A 23,534-nucleotide genomic window follows, 5' to 3' on the forward strand; every position below is an offset into this window, starting at 1 on the left:
TTTTGTATTAATATACATCCTCGTTCTCGGTGACTTCTTCCGATGTGAGCGGTTTGCGGTCCATAACCTTCCACACGTATGCGATGTAGGCCACGACAATGGGAAGGAGGAGAGACACGTAGGCCATGGTCTTTAGGGTGAATAGGCTGGAGCAGCTGTTTGCCAAGGTCAAAGAGCTTTGTAAATCCGCAGTGGAGGGATAGTAGGCTGTATGGTTATAACCGACACACAGGAGTAAGGATAATACGGTCAGTATGGTTCCTGCGCCTGTAAACCAAAAACCGTTGTGACAGGTGTGGCAGAAGATACCACGAATGAGGCCGAAAAGCACACCTGTCACACCTGAAAGGAACAAGACAAGCAATATCGGCATGTCTGTCAAATTGTGGAAATACTTGTATGGCTCCATGAAAATGATGCCGGTTTCCGGATGGACGGCAAAACCGTCTTTCAATAGCGTGTGGACCACGAAAGCCAGGAAAAAAAGCAAGAATGGGATGCTGTCTCCCAATAACTGGCGGCGGCAACGTGGAATCAGCCCTGTGTCGCGAATGCTGCGGATGAAATAAAGGCAACCCAAAATACGAGCCAGAAAACAGACAGCCAGTCCCAACATGAGATTCCAAGGATTTGCCAAGGCATCCAAACCGTGCCATTCGTTACCCCAATGACTGATGACGGGATTTGTAGTTTCCGTCAGATTGGATTTGCAGACAAGGAAATCAGACCCGTTAAAGAATGTAGCTACGGCCACTCCAAGCAGAACCGGACCCATGACTCCGTTGAATACCAAAAAAGATTGGTAAGTACGTTTGCCTAACAGATTTCCTAATTTCGATTGGAATTCATAAGAAATGGCTTGTAGTACGAAACTGAAAAGTATGAGCATCCACAGCCAATATGCTCCGCCGAAGCTTGTGCTGTAAAACAGAGGGAAAGAGGCAAAAAAAGCCCCTCCGAAAGTGACGAGCGTGGTAAATGTAAACTCCCATTTGCTGCCTGTCGCGTTCACCAATAAGGCGCGTTCCGTTTCATTCTTTCCCAAGCGGAATAACAATGAGTTGCCCCCTTGTACGAACAACAAGAAGACCAATAGCGCCCCTAACAGGGATATGATGAACCACCAATAATGCTGTAGAAAAATATAGGTAGATTCCATAGTTTTGATATTTGACAGTGACTAATCTTTTTATCGGTTACGCCCGGGATTCAGGCCCTTTTTGGATGGCTTTTACCATGATGCCTATCTCGGCAATGAATAAAATAGTGAAAATGGCCAGAAAGATGAAGAATGTCGTTTGTACCGCTCCTGCGGACAGGTTGGATATGGCGGCATTGACCGGTAACAAATCCTGGATGGCCCAAGGTTGTCGCCCGACCTCTGCTACGACCCAGCCGGCCTGGCTGGCTACGAAGGCGCAAGGAATGCTCCATAGGGCGATTCGGTGCAGCCATCTTTGTCCATATAGCATGTTTTTCCATGACAGGAAAATAACCAAGGCGAAAAAAGCAAGGAAATACATCCCGAAACCTACCATAATCCGGAATGTCCAGAACGAAAGTCCTACATTCGGCACAAGGTCGTCAGGGTTTTGAATATAACCGTAACCGAAGTATGGCATGTTTTCTTCCAATGTGCGGCGGGACGCGTCCATCTTATCTTGTTCGCCGTCCTTTTGAGCCTGCCGGAAATCCGATAAGGCCGCGATTGCCATTTTGCCTTTCGCTATCTTTTCTGTGGCGGACAGAGCCTTGGAACCGTCGTTTGTCGTATATCCTCCCGCTAGGATGTTGTGGATTCCCGGTACGTAACCGTCGGGATTCCGTGTGGCCAGAAAAGACAGCATGGTCGGGATTTTCCATTCGCCGACCACTGTTAACGGCTGTCTTGTCCCACCTTCGTAAAGCGCTTCCATGGCAGCCAGTTTCATCGGTTGGTATTGTGCGACCTGATAGGCGGATTTATCTCCGCTATATAGTGTCAACAGTGAGGCGGCCATACCTGTACATGCTGCAATTTTCATACTGGCCAAGGCGAATTCCTTCTCACGCCGTTTCAATAGGAACCAGGCACTAACTCCAATGACGAACACGGCTCCTACAATCCAACTGCTGAGTACCGTATGCAAGAATTTCATTACGGCTACAGGCGAAAAGGCTACGGCGAGGAAATCGACCATTTCATTGCGTACCGTTTCGGGGTTGAATACCATTCCTACGGGATATTGCATCCATGAATTGGCCACCAGAATCCACCAGGCAGACAAGGTGGCTCCCAGGCCGGTGAGCCATGTCGAAGCCAAATGGAACTTCTTGCCGACTTTGTCCCATCCAAAAAACATTACGGCCACGAAAGTGGCCTCCATAAAGAAGGCCACGATACCTTCAATAGCAAGCGGTGCTCCGAAGATATCACCTACGAACCAGGAATAGTTGCTCCAGTTCGTACCGAATTGGAATTCGAGAATCAGTCCGGTAGCTACTCCGATAGCGAAATTGATTCCGAACAGTTTCATCCAGAACCGGGCTGTCCTTTTCCAGAAATTATGACCGGAAATGACGTATCGTGTCTCCATAACTCCCATGATGACGGCCAGTCCCAACGTGAGCGGAACAAACAGCCAGTGGTACATTGCCGTCAGGGCGAATTGTGCCCTTGACCAGTCTATCATTGTCTCCATATTGTCTAACATAAGCCTTGTTTTTATTTCAAATTAAGGATGGATAGCTCTTTCTATCAGTTCGTTGCCTACATAGTCTTCCTTTTCTTCGGTCGATTTGCCTTTGAGGAAAGGCGGGAAGAAAAAAAGTTTCAGGATAAAGAACATGATGAAAAGTTTGATGAGAATCACGGCCCACAACGTACGTCCCAGCGTCATGCTGCGGAAACCGTCGCGGTAAAATCTCCAAATACCGATGATTCCTTGTCTGATCATAATGGATGCATAAGTGTGATAAGGCAAAGGTAAGCAAAAAACAGTTGGAAGCGGGTGCCATGAACGGATTTTTTGCTAACTTTGGATGAAAATAATATAAAAGACGTTGTATTATTATGGTGAAACATATCGTATTATTTCAGTTGGCTTCTGAGATGGAAGCTGGGCGTAAGAAAAATGTGATGGACGCTTTTAAGAAAGGGATAGAGGCACTGCCTGCCAAAATCCCGTTTATCCGGAAGATTGAAGTCGGGTTGAATGCCAATCCGGAAGAACAGTTCGACATCGCGCTCTACAGCGAGTTCGACACGATGGACGACGTAAGGGCTTATGCGGTCCATCCGGCTCATTTGGCCGTAGCGGCTTTGCTGAAGGATTGCAAACAGAGCCGTTCGTGCGTGGATTATGAATGTGAGGTGGAATAGGAGTACGGTTTTGTGGGGCGGTGTTGCCTTGCTTTTATGTGGCGGCACTGCTTTTATGGCGGCTTTTCCACATTTCCGCCTGGCTCACTTGTTATGCCACATGTGGGCTGCATTTAGCGTGATGGTCATTGGCATCTGCTTTTGTATGGCCGTTGTCTTGAAACGGGATTACTTGTCTTCAACACACGCAGTTCTCATGTCTTTTTTTTGTGTGGGAATCTTGGAAATAGTATGTGCCCTATTGCAACTTGGCGGTCTTTTTCCTGTAATCAACCCTTACTATCACTTTACCGGTAGTTTTGACAATCCGGCTGTTTTTGCTATGTTCATGTCCTTTTGCTTGCCCATAGGTATGTATTTTACTGCAAGGTCAACTGCTGTTTGTCGTTTAGTCTGGGGTGTTTTGACTTTTTGTATGGGGGCTTTTTTAATATTGTCAGCTTCTCGCACAGGCATACTCGCAGGGATATGTTCCGCTTTTATCATGTGGATGCCTAAGTTGGGGGTGATAAAAGATTACAGGTTCAATCGAAAACGAATAATTCTTTTGTGGGTTGCTTTGGCTTTGTTGGCAGGAGTGTTGTATTGGTGTAAACAAGACTCGGCAGACGGACGGTTGTTGGCATGGAAAGTTTCTGCGAACATGATTGCCGACCGTCCGTTTCTGGGATGGGGAAACAATGGTTTTGATGCTTTCTATATGCCGTATCAGGCCGATTATTTTATGCGGAATCCTGAATCTTCTTTTCTTTTGTTGGCAGATAACCTTTCTCATCCGTTTAATGAATTCTTGTGGTTTACCGTTCAATATGGTATTGCGGGGTTGATTCTTTTATTGCTGATGTTGGGGTGGATTTTGAAGAACGTTTTTAAGGGTTGTGATAAGCAGAAGAAACTTTGGATAAGTTTGTATTTCGCTCTTGCCATTTGGGCGATGTTTTCTTATCCTTTCCATATCCCTTTTGTTTGGCTTGTCATAGCTTATCTTCTATCAGTTAGTCTTTTCCCGGTGTTTGCACGGTTCCGTTTTGTCAGGCCATTGGCTTTTTGTGCTTTGCTTGTTGCTTTTCTTTACTCTGTTCCCATGGCCGTGTCATATAAAAATGAGGTGCATTGGGTTAAGGTGCAAGAGAAAGCCTTGATGGGAGAAACTTTGGATATGTTACCACAATATGCCGAATTATATAAGGATTTGAAAGATGACGGAGCTTTCTTGTATAATTATGGTGCAGAACTTCATTTTGAAAGACATTATAATGAAGCACTGAAAATACTTCAAGAGTGCGCCAGTAAATATAATGATTATAATGTGCAGATGCTCATGGCAAGCTGTTACCAACATTTAGGGCAGCCTCAAATGGCTATTGAAAAATATAGGTATGCCAACAGGATGGTGCCTAACCGCTTTTTACCTTTATACCATGAGATGCGGATTTATAGGGAAAACGGGGATAGTGTAAATGCTTGTGAAGTGGCGAGAACAATTATGAATAAGCCTGTTAAAATTAAGAAATCCGCAGCGGTGAAAAGGATTATCCAAGAAGCTAATGAATGTTTGGACCATTATACGGAACGAGTTATGAGGCGGTAGAATTTTACGGTGGATTCCTCTTGTCTCGTATTGCATCCCCTTCCAGAAGTTTTCCCAAGAGGTTTTGCAAAAACATCCTTCAGCCTATAACTTCAAATTAACATGTACCCTGAAGGATGAAGGCTGTTTTGTAATCTTAGAGGTAGACAAATAGTGTCTGTTTGTTGTGTTATAAAACATGTTTATTGATTTTATTAAAAAAATATTTTGTAAATGCAGGCGGGATACCTATATTTGCAACAACCCATAGATAAAAGTTGGTAAGGCTTTTATAGGGTAAAGTATAAACCATTTTAAATTGTGTATTATGAGAAAAACGTTTTATGTGTCAGTCGCAGCAATCGCAATTGCATCAGGTTTGTTTTATTTGGGTAGTTGTACTGCCGATTATGAAGAGCCGGGATTATCCAGTTTGGATATCGAAGACCAAATCATGAGGGGAAAACGGTTAGGGCCGGAAGTAGGAGGAAACCCTGATGCTGATATTCCGGTGAATAAGGACGAGTGTGCTCTTTATGCTTTAGTGTCCTTGAAACACAAGACTCCGGAAGGTTGGACTAATTCAGGGACAACGGCAGAAAACTATTATAATCAATTATATAAATACGCTCATGATAATTATGATTATCAAGGAGGTCGAATGGATCCGTCTGTGATGTTGAATGTGGGAATTCATTTTGGTTTGTTGCAAGGAGGAAAGACGTTTAGCAAGGATAATACGGCATCGGATTTTTTTAAGGATCCTGGAAAAACGAAAGTAAGAACAGTGAATTTTGCGAATCATACCGGAAAATTTATAAGATATAATCCGAAGGGAGATACCGTGACGTATAGCGATAGCGAAGGTGTAAAAACTGTTCCGGCAAGTACGGTTGTTTCTGTTTATTATTAAAATCCATGTTGCAAATGCGTGTGACTAATTTCCTGTCTGTATTTGTAGTTTTGTTCTTTCGGACAATTTTAACGGTCTGTGCCGGAGGGGTATTTACGGACGGCCATTTTCAATATATGGTAGAAGACTATGTATATGATGGGGATTCTGCTGTGTATATAGTGGGAATAGAAGACTCTTTGCGTACGGCAACAATTTTGGTACTGCCCGGTTCGATTGTGCATAACGGTTATGAGTATCGTGTGACGGGAGTGGGGGAGAATGCTTTTGCCCGAAATGGATGTGTGGAACAAGTGGTTATCGGAGAGGGAGTAGAGGCTATATATGATTATGCTTTTTTTGACTCTCCCTTACTTCAGAGCATAGTGATATCCAGTACCGTAGATTATATAAGTAGCAGTGCTTTTGGATTTTGTCCCAATTTGCGTTCAATCAGTGTAGACCGTAGGAATGAAATTTTTAGTTCACCTGAAGGTTGTAATGTCATTGTGGATGAAAAAAATAAGGAACTCGTTCTTGGTTGCCGTACTTCTGTTATTCCCAAAGGGATAGGGCGTATTGGCGAATCTGCTTTTTATGGTTGTTTGGGTATGGAAGAATTGTCTATTCCGGAAGGGGTTGTGGAGATTGGCAGTGGGGCTTTCAGTGGTTGTGCAGGCTTGAAATCTGTTGTGTTGCCACATACTCTTGAAAGGATAGGGAATTTTGCCTTTTGGGGGTGTGCTCAAATGAAGTCTTTGCATATTCCTTCTAAGGTTTCTTCCATACAAGCACCCTTGTTTGGAAAATGTTGGATGTTAGACACAATCGAAGTTGATACGTTGAATCCGGTTTATGATTCACGGTATGGTTGCAATGCAATCGTGGAAACTGCAAGCGATAAGATTATTTCCGGATGTGGAAATTCACGTATAGTGGAGGGCGTAAAGGAAATAGGAGAGGCTGCATTTGTCCATAGTTCACTTCGTACGGTAGAAATTCCCAAAACGGTAACTTTAATAGGTGAACGTGCTTTTGCTTGTTGTATATTTTGTATCTCAATGGAGGTGGATGTGCAGAATCCGGTATACGACTCCAGACAGGGATGCAATGCTGTTATAGAAACGGCGACAGGAAAAGTTGTGGCTGGATGTGCTAAAACGAATTTTGTCAACGGAGTGGGCGAAATCGGTGCGTATGCTTTTACAGGGATGTACATGCCTCCGTACTTTATTATTCCTGAAGGTATCCGTAAGATAGGGAATAGTGCTTTTAGTTTCTGTGAAGGACTTGATTTAGTTCTTATTCCTAGCTCGGTAGAAGAAATTGGAACTTCTGTTTTTCATTCGAGCTCTTTGAGGCAGGTGTATTGGAATGCTTCTATAGATGAAATTCCTGAAAGTTCTTTTTCGGATTGCAAGGATTTGTATGCCATAGCGTTCTCGAAAGAAATAAAGTCTGTAGGGGCATATGCATTTAGACGTTGTTTAGGTTTGTTTTATATGCAGTTGCCTGATGTGGAATATATTGGTTACAACGCATTTGGAGGTAGCCCATGCGAGGAGGTCATCAAGAAAAATTATTCTTCGGCATTGTCATCCGATTATGGACAATCTCAAAGGAGTATTCGTGAGAGGCACCCCATGTAAAAATGCTATGTCTAATTTTTATATATTCCTTTGGGCAACGATAACTTCTTCGTAATTTTCTTGCGAATTTGTTGCTTATTTGCGGATAATAGTTTAACTTTGCCATAAACAAAAGAGAAAATGAAGAATATTGCAACACGCCACCATCATCATCCTAACGGTTAGAAATCGGTAGGCTGTCCCGCGTGTGCCAATGGAAGGATAGAAATGAAGGCTTGCCGATATGAACGGTGAGCCTTTTTTGATAGTTTAAGAATACATTATTGAAAAAACAGATATGCTTAGAATTGCAGTACAGTCGAAAGGACGTCTTTACGAAGACACCATGGCACTCCTGGCGGAGGCCGACATCAAAGTGAGTTCATCCAAGCGCACCTTGTTGGTGCAGTCTTCCAATTTCCCCGTCGAGGTGCTTTACCTGCGCGACGACGATATTCCGCAGTCCGTGGCGGGAGGAGTGGCCGACTTGGGTATCGTGGGCGAAAATGAATTTGTGGAAAGAGAGGAGGATGCCGTGGTGGTACGCCGTCTGGGCTTCAGCAAGTGCCGCCTTTCGTTGGCCATCCCCAAGGCTGTGGATTATTCCGGCCTTTCTTGGTTCGAAGGCAAGAAGATAGCCACTTCCTATCCCAATATCCTGAAAAAATTCATGAAGGAAAACGGGGTGGAGGCTGACATCCATGTCATTACCGGTTCTGTGGAAATCGCGCCCGGTATCGGGTTGGCCGACGGTATTTTCGATATCGTAAGCTCCGGTTCCACCTTGGTTAGCAATAACTTGCAGGAGGTGGCCGTCGTCATGAAGAGCGAGGCGTTGCTCATCGCCAACCGGAATATGGACGATGCCAAGAAGGCGATTTTGGACGAATTGCTGTTCCGCATTGAGGCGGTAAAGAGTGCGGAAGACAAGAAATACGTCCTGATGAACGTGCCGTCGGACAAGGTGAAAGATGTCGTGTCCGTATTGCCCGGAGCCAAAAGCCCCACGGTGATGCCTTTGGCGCAGGAAGGGTGGAGCAGCGTGCACACCGTCATCGACGAGTCCCGCTTTTGGGAGATTATTTCCAAGCTGAAGGAACTGGGAGCACAGGGCATTCTGGTTGTTCCCGTAGAGAAGATGATTCTTTGAGCCGGACAGGTCGGCATTTTCATATCAAAAAGAGGAGGACAGCAAATGAATGTGATAAGATATCCGCAAAAAGAAGAATGGGACGAACTGTTGAAACGTCCCGTAATGAACGTGGACACGTTGCGTGAAACCGTATGCCGGGTGTTGGACGACGTGAAGACGGGTGGCGACCGCGCCGTCATGGCCTACGAAAAGCAGTTCGACCATGTGGAACTGGAGTGTCTGGCCGTCACGGAAGAAGAAATGGACGAGGCCGAACGCTTGGTGTCGCCCGAACTGAAAGATGCTTTGCGCCTGGCGCACGAAAATATAGGGAAGTTTCACGCTTCCCAACGCTTTGAAACGACGAAAGTGGAAGTCCGTCCCGGGGTGACCTGTTGGCAGAAAGCCGTTCCCATAGAACGGGTGGGGCTTTACATTCCCGGAGGGACGGCACCGCTTTTCTCCACGGTTCTGATGCTGGCCACACCGGCCAAGATTGCCGGATGCCGTGAAATCGTGCTTTGCACGCCGCCGGGACGTGACGGCAAGGTGCATCCCGCCATCCTTTGCGCAGCCCGTGTGGCCGGAGTGAACCGCATTTTCAAGGCAGGCGGCGTGCAGGCCATCGGTGCCATGGCCTACGGTACGGAAAGCGTGCCCAAGGTGTATAAGATATTCGGTCCCGGCAACCAGTATGTCATGGCGGCCAAACAACAGGTGTCGCTTCACGACGTAGCCATCGACATGCCCGCCGGACCTTCGGAGGTGGCGGTATTGGCCGATGCCGGTTCCAATCCGGTGTTCGTGGCGGCCGACTTGCTTTCGCAGGCCGAGCACGGCGTGGACAGCCAAGTCTTGTTGGTGACGACCGACGAAGCCTTGGTCGGCAAGGTACAGGACGAAGTGGAACGCCAGTTGGCTGCCCTTCCGCGCAAGGAAATCGCGGAGCAGGCATTGGCCCACAGCAAACTCGTCGTGGTGCGCGACATGGACGAGGCACTGGAACTGACCAACCGCTACGCACCCGAACATCTGATTATCGAAACGGCCGATTACATGCAGGCCGCCGAACGGGTGGTCAATGCAGGCAGCGTGTTCCTCGGTTCTTATACGCCGGAGAGTGCGGGGGATTATGCTTCGGGCACAAACCATACGTTGCCTACCAACGGTTATGCCACGGCTTATAGCGGTGTCAACTTGGACAGCTACCACCGTAAGATTACGTTTCAGGAACTTACGCCGCAGGGGGTCCGTGCCATCGGTTCGGCCGTGGAACTCATGGCGGCAGGCGAGCATCTCGATGCACACCGCAATGCCATGACCGTAAGATTGGAATCCATTAAAACCGAAATGAAATGAGCATGAAACCTTTGCAAAAACTGGTGCGCCCGAACATCTGGGCGCTGAAGCCGTACAGCTCGGCCCGTGACGAATACAAGGGTGCGGCGGCTTCCGTCTTTCTCGATGCGAACGAGAATCCTTACAATGCCCCGTACAACCGCTATCCCGACCCTTTGCAACTGGAGGTGAAAGAGATGTTGGCTCCCGTCAAAGGCGTGAAGCCCGGACAAATCTTCCTCGGCAACGGCAGTGACGAAGCCATCGACTTGGCATTCCGGATTTTCTGCGAACCGAAGACGGACAACGTGGTGGCGATAGCTCCTACTTACGGTATGTATAAAGTGTGTGCGGACATCAACGACGTGGCCTATCGCCCCGTATTGTTGGACGACGGTTTCCGGTTGGATGCCGGCAAATTGCTGGCTGCTGCGGACGAACATACGAAACTGATATTCCTTTGTTCGCCGAACAATCCTTCGGGAAACGACTTGGAACGGGAGGAAATCGTCAAGGTGCTTGAGCGTTTTCCGGGGATGGTGGTCATCGACGAAGCCTACGCCGACTTTTCCGGACAGAAACCGTTCCGCGAAGAACTGGAGACATACCCGAACCTCATCGTGCTCAACACGTTTTCCAAGGCATGGGGGAGCGCGGCCATCCGCTTGGGCATGGCCTTTGCCTCCGAAGAGGTCATCTCTTTATTTAATAAGGTGAAGTACCCTTACAACGTGAACCAACTGACCCAGCGTCAGGCCGTGGAGATATTGAAGAAGCGTTTCGATGTGGACAAGTGGGTGAAGACGTTGCTGCGCGAACGCGGGCAGGTCATGGCGGCCTTTGCCGAACTGGATATCTGCGAGAGGATTTATCCGACGAATGCCAATTTCTTTCTGGCGAAAGTCAAAGGAGCCGATGCGATATACGCCTATTTGGTGAAGAACGGCATTATCGTGCGCAACCGTTCGAGGGTGGAACTTTGCGGCGACTGCCTGCGCGTGACCATCGGTACGCCGCAGGAGGACAACAGTCTGTTGGGCGCGTTGCGTTCTTACAAACCGGAGACGATAAAATGAACATCATGAAAAAAGCCTTGTTTATAGACCGCGACGGCACTTTGATAAAAGAGCCTGCGGACGAGCAGATAGATGCGTTCGAGAAACTGGGGTTCGTGCCGGGCGTGATGCGCAATCTGGCATTTATCCGCCAGAAACTTGATTATGAGTTTGTCATGGTGTCCAACCAGGACGGTTTGGGCACGGATGCCTTCCCCGAAGAGACCTTCTGGCCGGTGCACAATCTGATGATGTGCACCTTGGAGGGAGAGGGCGTAACGTTCGACGACGTGTTGATAGACCGTAGTTTCCCGGAAGAGCATTTGCCCACACGCAAGCCAGGTACGGCCATGTTGGGGCGTTATACTTCGGGCGGTTACGACATGGATGCCTGTTGGGTCATCGGTGACCGCGAGACCGACGCGCAGTTGGCCTTGAACCTCGGGTGCCGTGCCTTGATCCTGAAGGAGAAGGACGAGGAGTCCTTCACGGACGAGCGCATCCGTTACGTGGACAGTTGGGACCGCATTGCTGAAATCCTTTTTGCCGGAGAACGTAAAGCCCGTGTGCGCCGCACGACCAAGGAGACCGATATCGAGGTACGCTTGGATTTGGACGGCAGCGGCCGATGCGACATCCGCACGGGGTTGGGATTCTTCGACCACATGTTGGAGCAGATCGGCAAGCATGGCGGAATGGATTTGTATATCCGCACGGAAGGCGACTTGCAGGTGGACGAGCACCACACGATAGAGGACACGGCCCTGGCTTTGGGAGAGTGCCTGTTGCGTGCGTTGGGCGACAAGCGCGGCATCGAGCGTTACGGCTATTGCCTGCCCATGGACGACTGCCTGTGCAGCGTGGCTCTCGATTTCGGTGGGCGGCCTTGGTTGGTGTGGGATGCCGAATTCCGTCGTGAGAAAGTGGGCGAGATGCCCACCGAGATGTTCCTCCATTTTTTCAAGAGCCTGAGCGACGCGGCGCGGATGAACTTGAATATCAAGGCCGAAGGCGTGAATGAGCACCATAAGATAGAGGGAATTTTCAAGGCTCTGGCCCGGAGCCTCAAGATGGCGGTACGGCGCGACATCTATCATTACGAGCTGCCTTCGAGCAAGGGAGTCCTTTGACGTGAAGTTAGTATCCTTTACAGAAAGGACGGGGTTGCGGAAGGTGTGACGCTGTCCTGCTGAGAACGGAAAATCGTTTGGCGCAGAACGGAAAATCAATCGGCTGAGATTGATTTTCCGTTCTGCGGTTGTTTTTGTGAGTTTGTATAGTGTTGGTTATGAATGTGTTATTGGTTGATGGATTTTTCTTGGAGAGGAAGCAGGTGCTATTGGTTTTTGTTGACAAAATCAAAAAGTTCAGATAAAAAGTCCCCAAACGTAGTGGTTTGTTGAGTTATTTATGTATTTTTGTATCATCTTGTGAATTAACCTAATAAAATAAACCCCATGAAAAAGAAACAGATTTTGTTTTTTGCTTGCTGCTTGGCTTTAGGAAGCAGCACAATGGATTTGTGTGCCCAACGGACGATGGACAAACTGGGACGCGGCCTTGTGGCCACTGTCACCCAAAGCGGAAGTGGAAACTTCGTGAGTTGGCGTGTGTTGGGTGAGGAGTACTACGATGTGGCTTACAACCTTTATGCCGACGGTGAGTTGGTGGCCAAAGGGCTGTCTGCGAGTAACTATGTCCATACGGGAGGAACGGCCGAAACCCGATATACGGTGGCTCCCGTGGTGAAAGGCAAGGAGGGGGAACAGTGTGGCCCCGTCAAACGTTTCAAGGAATTCAGTTTCTATTCCCTTACAGGACAGAATACAGGCTTCCTTAGAGTGCCGGGCGCGGAAATGAAAGGACGTAACGGCGAGGACCTGACGGAAAACTATATGTTCAACGATGCCGTGTTGGCCGATGTCGATGGAGACGGGATGCCGGAGATTATCGCCAAGCGTCTTTATACGGGAACGCCCGGAGTGACGGACGTGGCCAATACTTCGGCTTACAACCGCATCGAGGTGTACAACGTCAAGGGGGAGCGGCTGTGGTACATCGACATCGGCCCGAACATGCAATCGGGACCCGATGAACAGTTCGATGCCGTAGCTTTCGACTGGGATGGTGACGGCAAGGCTGAAGTATTGATGCGTGGAGCTGACAACATGATTGTCCATCATCCGGACGGCACGGTCACGGAGGTGGGCAATATGTCCCATGATATCCGTAGGATTAACAATACCGAATATTCCATGCCCGATAACGAATATTTGCTCTATATGGAGGGAGCCACGGGCAAGTTGTACGAAATCGGGGAAAACGGCGAGAAATGGATGCCTTACCCTTGCAAACGGTTGGAACCGGGCGAGACGGACTGGACGGCAGCCTGGGGCGACGGCACGGGGCATCGTGCCACCAAGCACTATTTCGGTGCGCCTTATCTGGACGGCCGGCATCCTTCCATTTTCGTCGGACGTGGTTGCTACACGCGTCACAAGTTTTATACTTTCGACGTAGACCCTGCTACGCATAAGCTGACGGAACGTTGGAATTGGGTATGTAGTGTGGGAGGTCCGTGGTTCGGACAAGGTTACCACAACTTCGGCGTGGCCGATGTGGACATGGACGGACGGGATGAAATCGTGTTCGGTTCAATGATAATCGATGATAATGGAAAGGGATTGAGTACTACCGGCCTCGGGCATGGCGACGCCCAACATTGTACCGATTTGGATCCTTACCGCTTCGGACAGGAGATGTTTGCCTGCAACGAAAGTTCCCCGGCCATGAACTACCGGAATGCCACCACGTCGGAACTGTATTACCGTTTGCAAAGTACCAGTGACGACGGGCGTGCGTTGGCCGGCAAGTTCTATAAGGATTATCCGGGTTGCCAAGGGGCAAGCAGCCAGTCGGGTGTCATCAGCCTCACGGCAGACAAGCCGTTGCCCGACGTGGCGGGGTGGGACTTGAATTTCCGTATCTATTGGGATGGCGACTTGTGTAGCGAGGTACTCAACAGCCCGGGGACGGAACGCCAACCCAAGATTGACAAGCCTGGTGTGGGGCGCATCTTCTTGGGGAATGGTGCGATGAATAACTGGAGCAAAAACAACGCATGCGCCACGGGCGACCTCTTCGGAGACTGGCGTGAGGAACTGCTCGTGCGCGACGGGAAAGACTTGCTGATTTATACGACCAACTACCCGACGGAATTCCGTATCCCCACTCTTTGGCACGACCATCAATACCGGCAGGGCATGGTGTGGGAAACCATCGGTTACAATCAGCCTCCCCACTTGAGCTATTTCTTGGGCGAACTGGAGGGCATCACCGTGGCTCCGCCGCCGCTCACCACGGAAGGGCGTACGCAGATTGCAAACGGAGGAAGTATTACTACGGCACACAACGGCAGTCAGGTTCTTGTGTTTGACAATGCGGACATGTCGGTATCCGTGGAGTCCGGTGCCGAACCGTGGGTGGCCATGTTCAACGTGCCTGCGTGGGTGAAAGGGACGGCTTCGAGCGATTGTACCACGAAAGACGTGCCTATTGATAATGACTATTATACTTGTACGGTAACGGGCAGCGGGTTCAGTGGATTCACGCGGGTGGTAAAACAGGGTGAAGGCACGTTGGTGCTGCCGGACGTGGAGATGACCCATAGCGGCAATACGGATGTATGGAACGGGACACTCGTTTTCAACGGGACGATGAAACAGTCTTCCCTTTGGCTCAACCGCCATACGTCGCTCCGTTCCTCCGGTACATTCCGTAGCATCAAGGCGGACTATAACGCCACTGTCTTTCCGGGTGATGACGGACAGGTCGGAACCCTTACGTCAGACTCCGTGACGTTGGGTTTCGGTTCGCGCATGGTCTTTGATTTGAAGAATGACTTTACTTCCGACCGTCTCGATACCAAGGTGCTTACCGTCGAGACGAAGTCGTGGAAATACGGGCCGAAGTATTTGGCGCCGGTGTTTGAGTTCCGGGGCGAAGAAGTGCAGCCCGGACGGTATCCGATAGGTACGGCAGCTACGGTCAAGGGGGATTTTTCCAGTATCCTCATCGAGGGTATCAGTTCGCAAATGAGTGCCAGGTTGGTGTTGGAGGATGGGATGCTTTACCTTTCCCTAAGCGATGTGCGTGCTGCATCCGATGTGGTTTGGAACGGTTTGAACAGCAATATTTGGGACTTTGGCCAAAGCGAGAATTTCACCTTGGCAGAGGAATCCGATCCCGTATTTTTTGTGACGGGTGACAGGGTTCTGTTCGATGATACGGCTGAACGCAAGAATGTGAGCCTTTCCGGCAGTATCGAAGCCGAAAGCGTCACTGTGGACAATAGTGAGAGCTATGTTTTCAACGGGAACGGTTTTCTGGCAGGGCATATGGCATTGGTGAAACGTGGCAGTGGCGTGTTGGCCATCAGCAATGACAATACGTATACAGGCGGTACGCGCATCAGCGGCGGTACGGTGTCGGTGAATATGTTGAGCAACTCCACACGGGCTTACGGAGGTCTGGGCGGTGTGGTGGAGTCGGCCAATCTTTTTGTCATGGAGAACGGTGCCACGTTGCAGACGACGGAGACCGTTACCCAAGGCTCTCCCATGAAGATGGAAGGCAAAGACGGGGGATGCGTCGAAAACCTCAAGGATTTCATCGTCGAAACCCCGGTGGAGGGTACGTTACTCACCAAAAAAGGAGACGGATGGATGAAACTGAACACGGCCAATCCCTCGTTGGAACGTCTTGCCATCAACGGTGGAACCGTACAGTGCGTGGCTTGCGACAGGCCTGCACAGACGGTAGAATTCATATCCGGTACGTTGTATGAAAATACAGGTTCAAGTTATGCCATCCATGTGCCGGAAGGCGGTAATGGTACGTGGTCATTGGCCAACCGTTCTACCTATAATAATAAGATTACGGGCGAAGGTACGCTTACGATATATTGTGCAGTGGAACATGGTAACGGTTGGTTTGCCACACGTACGCCGGTGGCCGTCAATTTGAGCCTGTTTACAGGGACAATCAATGCCACGGCCGACATGGCCGACAGCTATCCGCGTTTTACGCTCAATACGTCTTCGGGCATGCCGGACGGTACGCTTAACATAACTGCAGGCGTGACGGTGCAAAACACGGGGCGGACTTTCCGTATTGGGAAATTGGCCGGAAAGGGCACGTTGGGCGGTTATGCCTCTTTTGCCAATGACGGGGCTACGGGTTTCAACACGTGGCAGGTGGGATGTGACGATGATTTCGCTTGGGCCGGAACCGTGACAGCCAATTCTAAGTTCGAGAAAGTGGGCAGCGGCAAGATGACGGTCAGCGGAGTATGGGACAATACGGGCGAAGTGGCCGTGAAGGAAGGCACACTTTGCCTGAATGACCGTTCGGCAGAAAATGCCATGTTGGGAAGCGGAGAACTCTCGGTTGAGGACGGTGCGGTTTTGTGTGGCATGGGTAAATTGGGCAATGCTTCGGTCACGGTGGAACGTGGCGGACGCTTGTATTCCGGAACGCGTGAGGGGGCTTCCTCAGGGACGTTGGATTTCTCAGGCAAGAGGCTCACGGTAAGTACCGGTGGGGAGGTGCTGTTCAATGTGGCTTCCAAGGTACGCTGTACGACCTTGGAAGGAATAAGCTCGTTCTCCCTGCGTGGTACGTTGGAAGTGTCGGTACGTGAAGGGCTCGAACTGGAAGCCGGTGATGAGTTCCAACTGTGGGTCGCAAACCGGACGGCACTTTCATCTGCCTGCACGTTGGATTTGGATAGCCCCGGAGAGGGTTTGGAATGGGATACTTCTGCATTGGAGAACGGAATCTTGAAGGTGAAAACTGCGACGGGTATTACGGGGGTGGTTTCTGGTGAACCGGTAGATTGCGTGGTTTATACGTTGGATGGAGCACGTGCGGGGAGTTTTACCTGCATGCCGTCGGAGGTCGGGGAGTATATGGAAAGGAATGGATTCAGGTCTGGTATGTACATGGTTAAGATGACCCAAGGTCAGCGGACGGAGAGTCGTAAGGTAACTATCGACTGACAGGCCATGCCGCACGGCCTTCAGCTGTGCGGCATAGCATTCTTTAACATAGAATTAAGGAAAATATGCTGTAATGATTACAAATATGAACGTTTTTATCCGTATCTTTGAATCGTTAGAAACATTATAGGTTTAAATTCAAAATTTAAAAAAGTTATGGGAAAGAGTATTAAGGGTACACGTACGGAAAAGAACCTGATGGTTTCTTTTGCCGGAGAGTCTCAGGCCAGAATGAGATACACTTACTTTGCCAGTGCGGCAAAGAAAGAGGGTTATGAACAGATTGCAGCTATATTTACGGAAACGGCCGATCAGGAAAAAGAGCATGCAAAACGTATGTTCAAGTGGTTGGAAGGCGGCATGGTAGAGATTACGGCCAGTTATCCGGCCGGTGTCATCGGAACCACCATGGAGAACCTGAAGGCTGCGGCTGCCGGAGAACACGAAGAGTGGTCATTGGATTATCCTAAGTTTGCGGACATTGCAGACGAAGAAGGTTTTCCTGCCATTGCTGCGATGTACCGTATGATTTCTGTGGCGGAAAAAGGCCACGAAGAGCGTTACCTGGCATTGTTGAAGAACCTGGAGGAATTCAAGGTGTTCGTGAAGGACGGAGAGACGGTATGGCAGTGCCGCAACTGCGGTTATATCCATGTGGGTAAAGAAGCTCCGCAGACCTGTCCGGCTTGCTTGCATCCGCAGGCTTACTTCGAAGTGAAGAAGGAGAACTATTGATCGTTTGCCGTATTTTTACGGTGGACGAAGGCGGCTTTCCGGTTCTTTCCTGATAAATGGGTTCAGGGAAGAACCGGATTTTTTATGAAAGGGGATTTTAACATACCTTGCTATTTGGGGTTATTTTTAAGTTTTTAAAAGGGTGTTATTGCTCTTATAATGCAAAGCGGTTTTTGTTCTTCTGAAAAATGGGTAAAAGGAACATCTATTATAAAGAGGTTTGTTGAGGACACGATTTTAATTCGTTTCTTTGCAATCAACAACAAGGAAACATTATGATACCAGACGAGAAAACCATCAAATCACGCAGTATGAGCGTTTACAAGACATTGTCGAATGCATTGCGCTGCACGTTCGACGAGTTACAAAACCAATGTAAGTTAGGAACTACGGAATTATGTCTGAGCATTGCCCGGCTGATGCTGGAGCATAAGATTAGGCAAGAGCGCGAAGGAGATAATGTGTATTACATGTTGGCTTATTGAGTAAGCTTGACCTAATAGGTAAAGAATAAAGGGGATGTTAAGCATCCCCTTTATTCTTTCTATATGGACAGTTCTGATTACTTGTTCAGAGCCAAAGCCACATTTACGGCACAAGCTACCGTACAACCTACCATCGGGTTGTTGCCGATACCCAGGAAGCCCATCATTTCCACGTGGGCGGGAACGGATGAAGAGCCTGCAAACTGAGCGTCTGAGTGCATACGGCCGAGCGTATCCGTCATACCGTAAGAAGCCGGTCCGGCAGCCATGTTGTCCGGATGCAAGGTACGGCCTGTACCGCCACCTGAAGCTACTGAGAAGTAGGGCTTGCCTGCCAATACTCGTTCTTTCTTGTACGTACCGGCTACGGGGTGTTGGAAGCGGGTCGGGTTGGTAGAGTTACCCGTAATGGATACGTCTACGTTTTCCTTCCACAAGATAGCCACACCTTCGCGCACATCGTCTGCACCGTAGCATTTTACTTTAGCACGAGGACCGTCTGAGTATGCGGTTTCCTTCACTACGTTCAGTTCGCCCGTGTAGTAGTCGAACTTCGTCTGTACGTAGGTAAAGCCGTTGATACGTGAGATAATCATGGCGGCATCCTTGCCCAAGCCATTCAAGATGCAACGCAACGGGTTCTTACGAACTTTGTTGGCCATTTCGGCAATCTTGATGGCACCTTCGGCAGCAGCGAAAGATTCGTGGCCGGCCAAGAAGGCGAAACACTGCGTCTCTTCGCGGAGCAGACGGGCTGCCAAGTTTCCGTGTCCGATACCTACTTTACGGTCGTCGGCCACAGAACCCGGAATACAGAAAGCCTGCAAGCCGATACCGATAGCTTCGGCAGCGTCGGCTGCGTTCTTGCATCCTTTCTTCAATGCGATGGCAGAACCTACCACGTAAGCCCACTTTGCATTTTCGAAACAAATCATTTGGGTTTCTTCGCAAGTCTTGTAAGGATCCAAACCAGCTTCTTCACAGATTTTGTTAGCCTCTTCAATATCTTTGATACCGTTTTCGTTCAATGCAGCCAAAATCTGCTTGATGCGACGGTCCTGACTTTCAAATTTCACTTCTCTAATCATAATCTGGTTCCTCCTTATTATTCTTTACGTGGGTCAATAGATTTAACGATTCCCTGTTCCGGTTTTGTACGGCCGTATGTACCTGTTACAGACTTCAAAGCTTCGTCTGCGGGTACACCTTTCTTGATGGCCTCCATGAATTTACCCATGTGTACGAATTCGTAACCGCATACCTGATCGTCTTTGTCGAGGAACATTTTGGTGATGTAACCTTCAGTCAATTCCAAGTAACGTGTACCTTTGGCCAAAGTACCATAAAGGGTACCGGTCTGGCTACGCAGCCCCTTACCCAAATCTTCCAATCCGGCACCGATCATCAAACCGCCTTCGGAGAAAGCAGACTGTGTACGGCCGTAAACGATTTGGAGGAACAATTCGCGCATGGCTGTGTTGATGGCATCGCAAACCAAGTCGGTGTTCAATGCTTCCAGAATCGTCTTGCCCGGAAGGATTTCAGAAGCCATGGCAGCCGAATGGGTCATACCCGAACAACCGATAGTTTCCACCAGGCATTCTTGGATGACACCTTCTTTTACGTTCAGTGTCAACTTGCAGGCACCCTGTTGGGGGGCACACCATCCGATACCGTGAGTCAAACCTGAGATGTCTTTAATCTCCTTTGCCTGTACCCATTTGCCTTCTTCTGGAATGGGGGCTGGTCCGTGGTTCGGGCCTTTGGCAACACAACACATGTTTTCTACTTCGTGTGAATAAACCATAATTATACTAATTTATTATAGGTAATATAATGAGTTTCTTATTAAAAATCCTCATCTTTTTGTGCTGCAAAGATAATCAATTTTTAGTATTTCATTAAAAGCCGGTACCAACTTTTTGGGGGCGGTTCATGATTTTTATCACTTATATGAGGTATGGGGTGTTTGGACTGATATTGGGGGAGTATTGCTTTACCGTAAATTTACATGAGAATGAAAAAACTTTTAAAATAGAAATGCCAAATGAATTATTTTTTATACTTTTGTCTCGTGATTTGTCCTCCTCTTGTGGGAACGATTGTTTTGGAGAGTGCTTTTCATTTGATATGTAAACAGCGTCGCATCGGAGGCAATCCATAGGCAAACGGGAGAATACAAATTTTCAGGAATGTCTGTTTGTTTGATGTAAATATCTAAAAACCAGTAAAATATATAGTTTTACCGGTATGGTCATCAAGTATTTATGGGTAAGATAGTTTCATCTCGTAAGGGGATGGGAAGCCATGCTGTACGTTGGTATATTCTGGTACTTCCCGTGAGGCACAGGGGAGATCCGGCTCGTGCATTGCGTATGGAGGCTGACCGGAGTGTGAAGAGGGATGAAGCGATGTTGGAATATTTTGCACCTAAATATATAGAGGTGAAAAGAAAGGGAGGGGAATTCGTGCCTACGGAACGTCCTTTGCTTTACAATTATGTATTCATCCGTTCTACGGAAGCCGAAATTTACCGAAGGCAGCGAAGTGCTTTGCATGCCTATAGTTTTTTACCGCGCGTTCATAGCGGTGGCGAAAGTCATTATCCCTATCTTTCTGACGCTGAAATGAGGAACCTTCGTTGGGTGGCGGAAGCATACCGTGGCGAGCTTCCAGTGTATGTGCCGGAGTCAGGACGCCTGGTGAAAGGCGACCGAGTCCGGATTACGGAAGGGGAGTTTAAAGGAGTAGAAGCCGTGGTGGCAGTCCAGCCCGGTGCCGGGCATAAGGAAGTAGTGGTTTGCATAGAAGGATGCTTGTGGGTGCCTTTAATGCGTGTGTCTGCCGGACAATATGAAATCATCGGGCTGAACGAAAGCGGCAAACATGTGTATACGAAGTTGTCCAATGAACGTATTTTCCAGGGGCTTCATAAGGCATTGCGGAATTACCATTCCCGTAGCGGTGTGACGGATGCCGACCGGGCTTTGGCAGAAGAGGCCTTGCGTGCCTACGGTAAGTTGCAGATGGATAGCGATGTGATGCGTTGCAAGTTGGCCTCCATCTTGTTGATGGCTCATACGGTATTGGGGAATCGGGAAGAGAGGGGGGAGTTGGAAGCTTTTTCCCGCACCATCCTGCCTTTGCTGAAAGCGGAGCAATCCCGTGCCTTGTTGTTGGCTACGTTGTATGGTTGTACGGATAATAATATGTATTACCATGAGGCGCATGCTTTAATCGTCCCATGGCGTAAGGAACCCGATATGAAGAAAAGCAAGCGGCAGCTTTTGCAGTGGTTAGATGATTATGACGAATGGTTGGGGCATCGGGGATAAATATTTATAGCCGGAAAGTTTGGAATGTCTGTTTGATTTTTCTACCTTTACGTGGGCGTTATGACAAAGGCTTGGATGAAGTATCCGGTTGGTGTACGGATTCAGAGAAGATGTTATGGATTTCCCGGGAATGTTGAAAGGTACGTGTTGGAACGGAAATGAAATAAAAGGGAGGACTTGGAATGGATTTTTTGAAAAGGCTTTATCCTATTGGTATACAAACGTTTGAAAAGATAAGGAACGGTAATTACTTGTATATAGACAAGACGGAATACGTCTACCGTATGGCGCATTCCGACTCAAATTACATATTCCTGAGCCGTCCGCGCCGTTTCGGCAAGTCGCTGTTGACAAGTACTTTGGAAGCCTATTTTGAAGGGCGTAGAGAACTGTTTAAGGGTTTGGCTTTGGAGAGGTTGGAAACGGAGTGGACGGAATATCCCGTCCTGCATTTCGATATGAGCACGGCCAAGCACGTGGACAAGGAAGGCCTGATTTTGGAACTGGAGAAGAAACTGCTGAGATATGAAGCCCTTTACGGGCGCGGTGAAGGGGACGTCAAAGTCAACCAACGTTTGGAGGGACTGATTCAAAGGGCTTACGAACAGACAGGCCGTCAAGTAGTGGTGCTCATCGATGAATACGATGCGCCCTTGCTCGATGTGGTGCACGAAGAAAAGAACCTGCCCGTCCTGCGTGACGTCATGCGCAATTTTTATAGTCCGCTCAAAGCCTGCGACCCTTACCTGCGCTTCGTCTTCCTGACGGGCATCAGCAAGTTCTCGCAACGGAGCATCTTCAGTGAACTGAACAACATTAAAAACATCAGCATGTTGCCGGAATATGCCGCTATCTGTGGCATCACGGAAGAGGAGATGGCCACACAGATGGACGAGGATTTGGACATTTTGGCCGGACGGTTGAACGTAAATTGCGAAGAGGTCGTAAAGAAGCTAAAAGCCCATTACGACGGTTACCATTTCACCTGGCCCTCGCCTGACATCTATAACCCATTCAGCCTGCTGAACGCTTTTGCTGACGGGCGGTTGGATTCTTATTGGTTCGGCAGCGGCACGCCCACATACCTCATCGAAATGCTGAACAAATTCGGTGTATTGCCCTCCCGGATAGGAGGTAACGAGGCTGTGGCGGCCGATTTCGACGCACCGACCGAACGAATGGAAAGCATCACGCCCTTGTTGTACCAAAGTGGCTATGTCACCATCAAGGGGTACGATGAAATGTTCCAAATTTATACGTTGGACATCCCGAATGCGGAAGTAAGGATAGGCCTGATGCGCAGCCTCATACCTTATTATGTGACACGTGACACGCAGACGACCAATACCACGGTGGTCAATTTGGCTCGTGCCTTGGTGCGCGGCGACATGGACGGGATGTTGCGCCTGTTGCAGACGTTCCTCTCCACCGTTCCTTATTGCGACCGCACGGACTACGAAGGCCATTACCAACAGATGCTCTACATCATTTTCAGCCTCCTTGGCGCGTATGTGGACGTGGAAGTACGTACCCCAATGGGACGGGTGGACTTAGTGATGCGCACGGCCACCACGCTCTACGTCGTGGAACTGAAACTGAACCAATCTGCCGAGGCCGCCATGCAGCAGATCGACCTGAAGAATTATCCTGAACGCTTCGTCCTGTGCGGCTTGCCCGTGGTGAAAGTCGGCATCAACTTCGACATGGAACGGCACACCCTGAAAGATTGGGTAATCGCTAACTAAAATACACCCAGGGGAATTTCCAAAAACATCCTTCATCCTTCAGGATGTATGTTAAATATCTATCATACAATACATTAGAAACTGAACGATAAAATTTCATCTTTCAGTTCCCTTTCATGGCAGAAAGCCGTCAAACGTTCTGCGCCAAATGATTTTTCAATCTAAGCCAACTGATTTTTCATTCTCAGTCGATTGATTT

At 48.7% G+C, this 23,534-nt stretch carries 18 protein-coding genes; 13 read left to right on the top strand and 5 right to left on the bottom strand.

What is annotated here, in order from left to right; all coding sequences use genetic code 11:
- Positions 1 to 7: 7 nt before the first annotated feature.
- Genes cydB through E0E47_RS00680 form a run of 3 tightly spaced genes read right to left on the bottom strand, consistent with a single transcriptional unit; the run spans position 8 to position 2,936 of the window.
- Positions 8 to 1,159: a cytochrome d ubiquinol oxidase subunit II gene (gene cydB / locus E0E47_RS00670; RefSeq protein WP_130892582.1), complete on the bottom strand. Its 1,152-nt coding sequence runs from the start codon at positions 1,157 to 1,159 to the stop codon at positions 8 to 10.
- Between the two features lie 37 nt (positions 1,160 to 1,196).
- Positions 1,197 to 2,693: a cytochrome ubiquinol oxidase subunit I gene (locus E0E47_RS00675; RefSeq protein ID WP_130892583.1), complete on the bottom strand. Its 1,497-nt coding sequence runs from the start codon at positions 2,691 to 2,693 to the stop codon at positions 1,197 to 1,199.
- Between the two features lie 21 nt (positions 2,694 to 2,714).
- Positions 2,715 to 2,936 carry a DUF4492 domain-containing protein gene (locus E0E47_RS00680; RefSeq protein ID WP_008619362.1) on the bottom strand — a complete coding sequence of 74 codons (222 nt, stop codon included), beginning with the start codon at positions 2,934 to 2,936 and terminating at the stop codon, positions 2,715 to 2,717.
- 116 nt (positions 2,937 to 3,052) lie between these two features.
- Here E0E47_RS00680 and E0E47_RS00685 point away from each other — a divergent pair, with 116 nt between their 5' ends.
- The 11 genes from E0E47_RS00685 (at position 3,053) to E0E47_RS00745 (ending at position 18,255) form a co-directional block, all read left to right on the top strand.
- Positions 3,053 to 3,361, top strand: a complete 309-nt coding sequence (locus tag E0E47_RS00685) for a Dabb family protein (RefSeq protein ID WP_008624724.1) — start codon at positions 3,053 to 3,055, stop codon at positions 3,359 to 3,361.
- Positions 3,348 to 4,952 carry an O-antigen ligase family protein gene (locus E0E47_RS00690; RefSeq protein WP_232038280.1) on the top strand — a complete coding sequence of 535 codons (1,605 nt, stop codon included), beginning with the start codon at positions 3,348 to 3,350 and terminating at the stop codon, positions 4,950 to 4,952. Before E0E47_RS00685 ends, E0E47_RS00690 begins: the two co-directional genes overlap by 14 nt.
- Before the next feature lie 307 nt (positions 4,953 to 5,259).
- The gene (locus tag E0E47_RS00695; protein ID WP_008624728.1) at positions 5,260 to 5,844 is read left to right on the top strand and encodes a hypothetical protein; all 585 of its coding nucleotides are present in this window, start codon (positions 5,260 to 5,262) and stop codon (positions 5,842 to 5,844) included.
- Between the two features lie 14 nt (positions 5,845 to 5,858).
- Positions 5,859 to 7,472, top strand: a complete 1,614-nt coding sequence (locus tag E0E47_RS00700; RefSeq protein ID WP_172604619.1) for a leucine-rich repeat domain-containing protein — start codon at positions 5,859 to 5,861, stop codon at positions 7,470 to 7,472.
- A gap of 277 nt (positions 7,473 to 7,749) precedes the next feature.
- A complete protein-coding gene (gene hisG, locus E0E47_RS00710) occupies positions 7,750 to 8,601 on the top strand; it encodes an ATP phosphoribosyltransferase (protein WP_008624734.1) in 852 nt (283 codons plus the stop codon).
- Between the two features lie 45 nt (positions 8,602 to 8,646).
- Entirely contained in the window at positions 8,647 to 9,942 is a 1,296-nt protein-coding gene (gene hisD, locus E0E47_RS00715) for a histidinol dehydrogenase (protein ID WP_172604620.1), read from the top strand.
- A gap of 2 nt (positions 9,943 to 9,944) precedes the next feature.
- A complete protein-coding gene (gene hisC, locus E0E47_RS00720) occupies positions 9,945 to 10,997 on the top strand; it encodes a histidinol-phosphate transaminase (RefSeq protein WP_172604740.1) in 1,053 nt (350 codons plus the stop codon).
- Positions 10,998 to 11,002: 5 nt separating this feature from the next.
- Positions 11,003 to 12,106, top strand: coding sequence for a bifunctional histidinol-phosphatase/imidazoleglycerol-phosphate dehydratase HisB (gene hisB, locus E0E47_RS00725; protein WP_172604621.1), 1,104 nt, complete (start codon positions 11,003 to 11,005; stop codon positions 12,104 to 12,106).
- 327 nt (positions 12,107 to 12,433) lie between these two features.
- Entirely contained in the window at positions 12,434 to 17,035 is a 4,602-nt protein-coding gene (locus tag E0E47_RS00730) for a rhamnogalacturonan lyase family protein (RefSeq protein WP_130892589.1), read from the top strand.
- Between the two features lie 156 nt (positions 17,036 to 17,191).
- On the top strand, positions 17,192 to 17,770 hold the full coding sequence (gene rbr / locus E0E47_RS00735; protein WP_118146495.1) for a rubrerythrin: 579 nt from the start codon (positions 17,192 to 17,194) through the stop codon (positions 17,768 to 17,770).
- A 275-nt stretch (positions 17,771 to 18,045) separates the two neighbouring features.
- Positions 18,046 to 18,255, top strand: a complete 210-nt coding sequence (locus E0E47_RS00745) for a hypothetical protein (protein WP_130892590.1) — start codon at positions 18,046 to 18,048, stop codon at positions 18,253 to 18,255.
- Positions 18,256 to 18,332: 77 nt separating this feature from the next.
- Here the strand turns inward: E0E47_RS00745 and E0E47_RS00750 are convergent, their stop codons facing one another.
- Together E0E47_RS00750 and E0E47_RS00755 are read right to left on the bottom strand one after the other, a co-directional pair.
- A complete protein-coding gene (locus tag E0E47_RS00750) occupies positions 18,333 to 19,343 on the bottom strand; it encodes a GGGtGRT protein (protein ID WP_008624754.1) in 1,011 nt (336 codons plus the stop codon).
- A 17-nt stretch (positions 19,344 to 19,360) separates the two neighbouring features.
- Positions 19,361 to 20,062: an iron-sulfur cluster assembly scaffold protein gene (locus tag E0E47_RS00755; protein ID WP_008619330.1), complete on the bottom strand. Its 702-nt coding sequence runs from the start codon at positions 20,060 to 20,062 to the stop codon at positions 19,361 to 19,363.
- A gap of 460 nt (positions 20,063 to 20,522) precedes the next feature.
- Here E0E47_RS00755 and E0E47_RS00760 point away from each other — a divergent pair, with 460 nt between their 5' ends.
- Positions 20,523 to 21,590, top strand: coding sequence for a transcriptional regulator (locus tag E0E47_RS00760; RefSeq protein ID WP_130892591.1), 1,068 nt, complete (start codon positions 20,523 to 20,525; stop codon positions 21,588 to 21,590).
- Between the two features lie 182 nt (positions 21,591 to 21,772).
- Complete coding sequence (locus tag E0E47_RS00765; protein ID WP_130892592.1) at positions 21,773 to 23,335, top strand: ATP-binding protein; 1,563 nt, start codon at positions 21,773 to 21,775, stop codon at positions 23,333 to 23,335.
- Positions 23,336 to 23,534 lie beyond the last annotated feature (199 nt).

This window comes from Paraprevotella xylaniphila YIT 11841 (genome assembly GCF_900683745.1).
Lineage (GTDB): Bacteria > Bacteroidota > Bacteroidia > Bacteroidales > Bacteroidaceae > Paraprevotella > Paraprevotella xylaniphila.

Bases quoted from the DNA above. Each gene is read 5' to 3' on its own strand.
- cydB (WP_130892582.1), bottom strand. From the start codon at position 1,159: ATGGAATCTACCTATATTTTTCTACAGCATTATTGGTGGTTCATCATA.
- E0E47_RS00675 (WP_130892583.1), bottom strand. From the start codon at position 2,693: ATGTTAGACAATATGGAGACAATGATAGACTGGTCAAGGGCACAATTC.
- E0E47_RS00680 (WP_008619362.1), bottom strand. From the start codon at position 2,936: ATGATCAGACAAGGAATCATCGGTATTTGGAGATTTTACCGCGACGGT.
- E0E47_RS00685 (WP_008624724.1), top strand. From the start codon at position 3,053: ATGGTGAAACATATCGTATTATTTCAGTTGGCTTCTGAGATGGAAGCT.
- E0E47_RS00695 (WP_008624728.1), top strand. From the start codon at position 5,260: ATGAGAAAAACGTTTTATGTGTCAGTCGCAGCAATCGCAATTGCATCA.
- E0E47_RS00700 (WP_172604619.1), top strand. From the start codon at position 5,859: ATGCGTGTGACTAATTTCCTGTCTGTATTTGTAGTTTTGTTCTTTCGG.
- hisG (WP_008624734.1), top strand. From the start codon at position 7,750: ATGCTTAGAATTGCAGTACAGTCGAAAGGACGTCTTTACGAAGACACC.
- hisD (WP_172604620.1), top strand. From the start codon at position 8,647: ATGAATGTGATAAGATATCCGCAAAAAGAAGAATGGGACGAACTGTTG.
- hisC (WP_172604740.1), top strand. From the start codon at position 9,945: ATGAAACCTTTGCAAAAACTGGTGCGCCCGAACATCTGGGCGCTGAAG.
- hisB (WP_172604621.1), top strand. From the start codon at position 11,003: ATGAAAAAAGCCTTGTTTATAGACCGCGACGGCACTTTGATAAAAGAG.
- E0E47_RS00730 (WP_130892589.1), top strand. From the start codon at position 12,434: ATGAAAAAGAAACAGATTTTGTTTTTTGCTTGCTGCTTGGCTTTAGGA.
- rbr (WP_118146495.1), top strand. From the start codon at position 17,192: ATGGGAAAGAGTATTAAGGGTACACGTACGGAAAAGAACCTGATGGTT.
- E0E47_RS00745 (WP_130892590.1), top strand. From the start codon at position 18,046: ATGATACCAGACGAGAAAACCATCAAATCACGCAGTATGAGCGTTTAC.
- E0E47_RS00750 (WP_008624754.1), bottom strand. From the start codon at position 19,343: ATGATTAGAGAAGTGAAATTTGAAAGTCAGGACCGTCGCATCAAGCAG.
- E0E47_RS00755 (WP_008619330.1), bottom strand. From the start codon at position 20,062: ATGGTTTATTCACACGAAGTAGAAAACATGTGTTGTGTTGCCAAAGGC.
- E0E47_RS00760 (WP_130892591.1), top strand. From the start codon at position 20,523: ATGGGTAAGATAGTTTCATCTCGTAAGGGGATGGGAAGCCATGCTGTA.
- E0E47_RS00765 (WP_130892592.1), top strand. From the start codon at position 21,773: ATGGATTTTTTGAAAAGGCTTTATCCTATTGGTATACAAACGTTTGAA.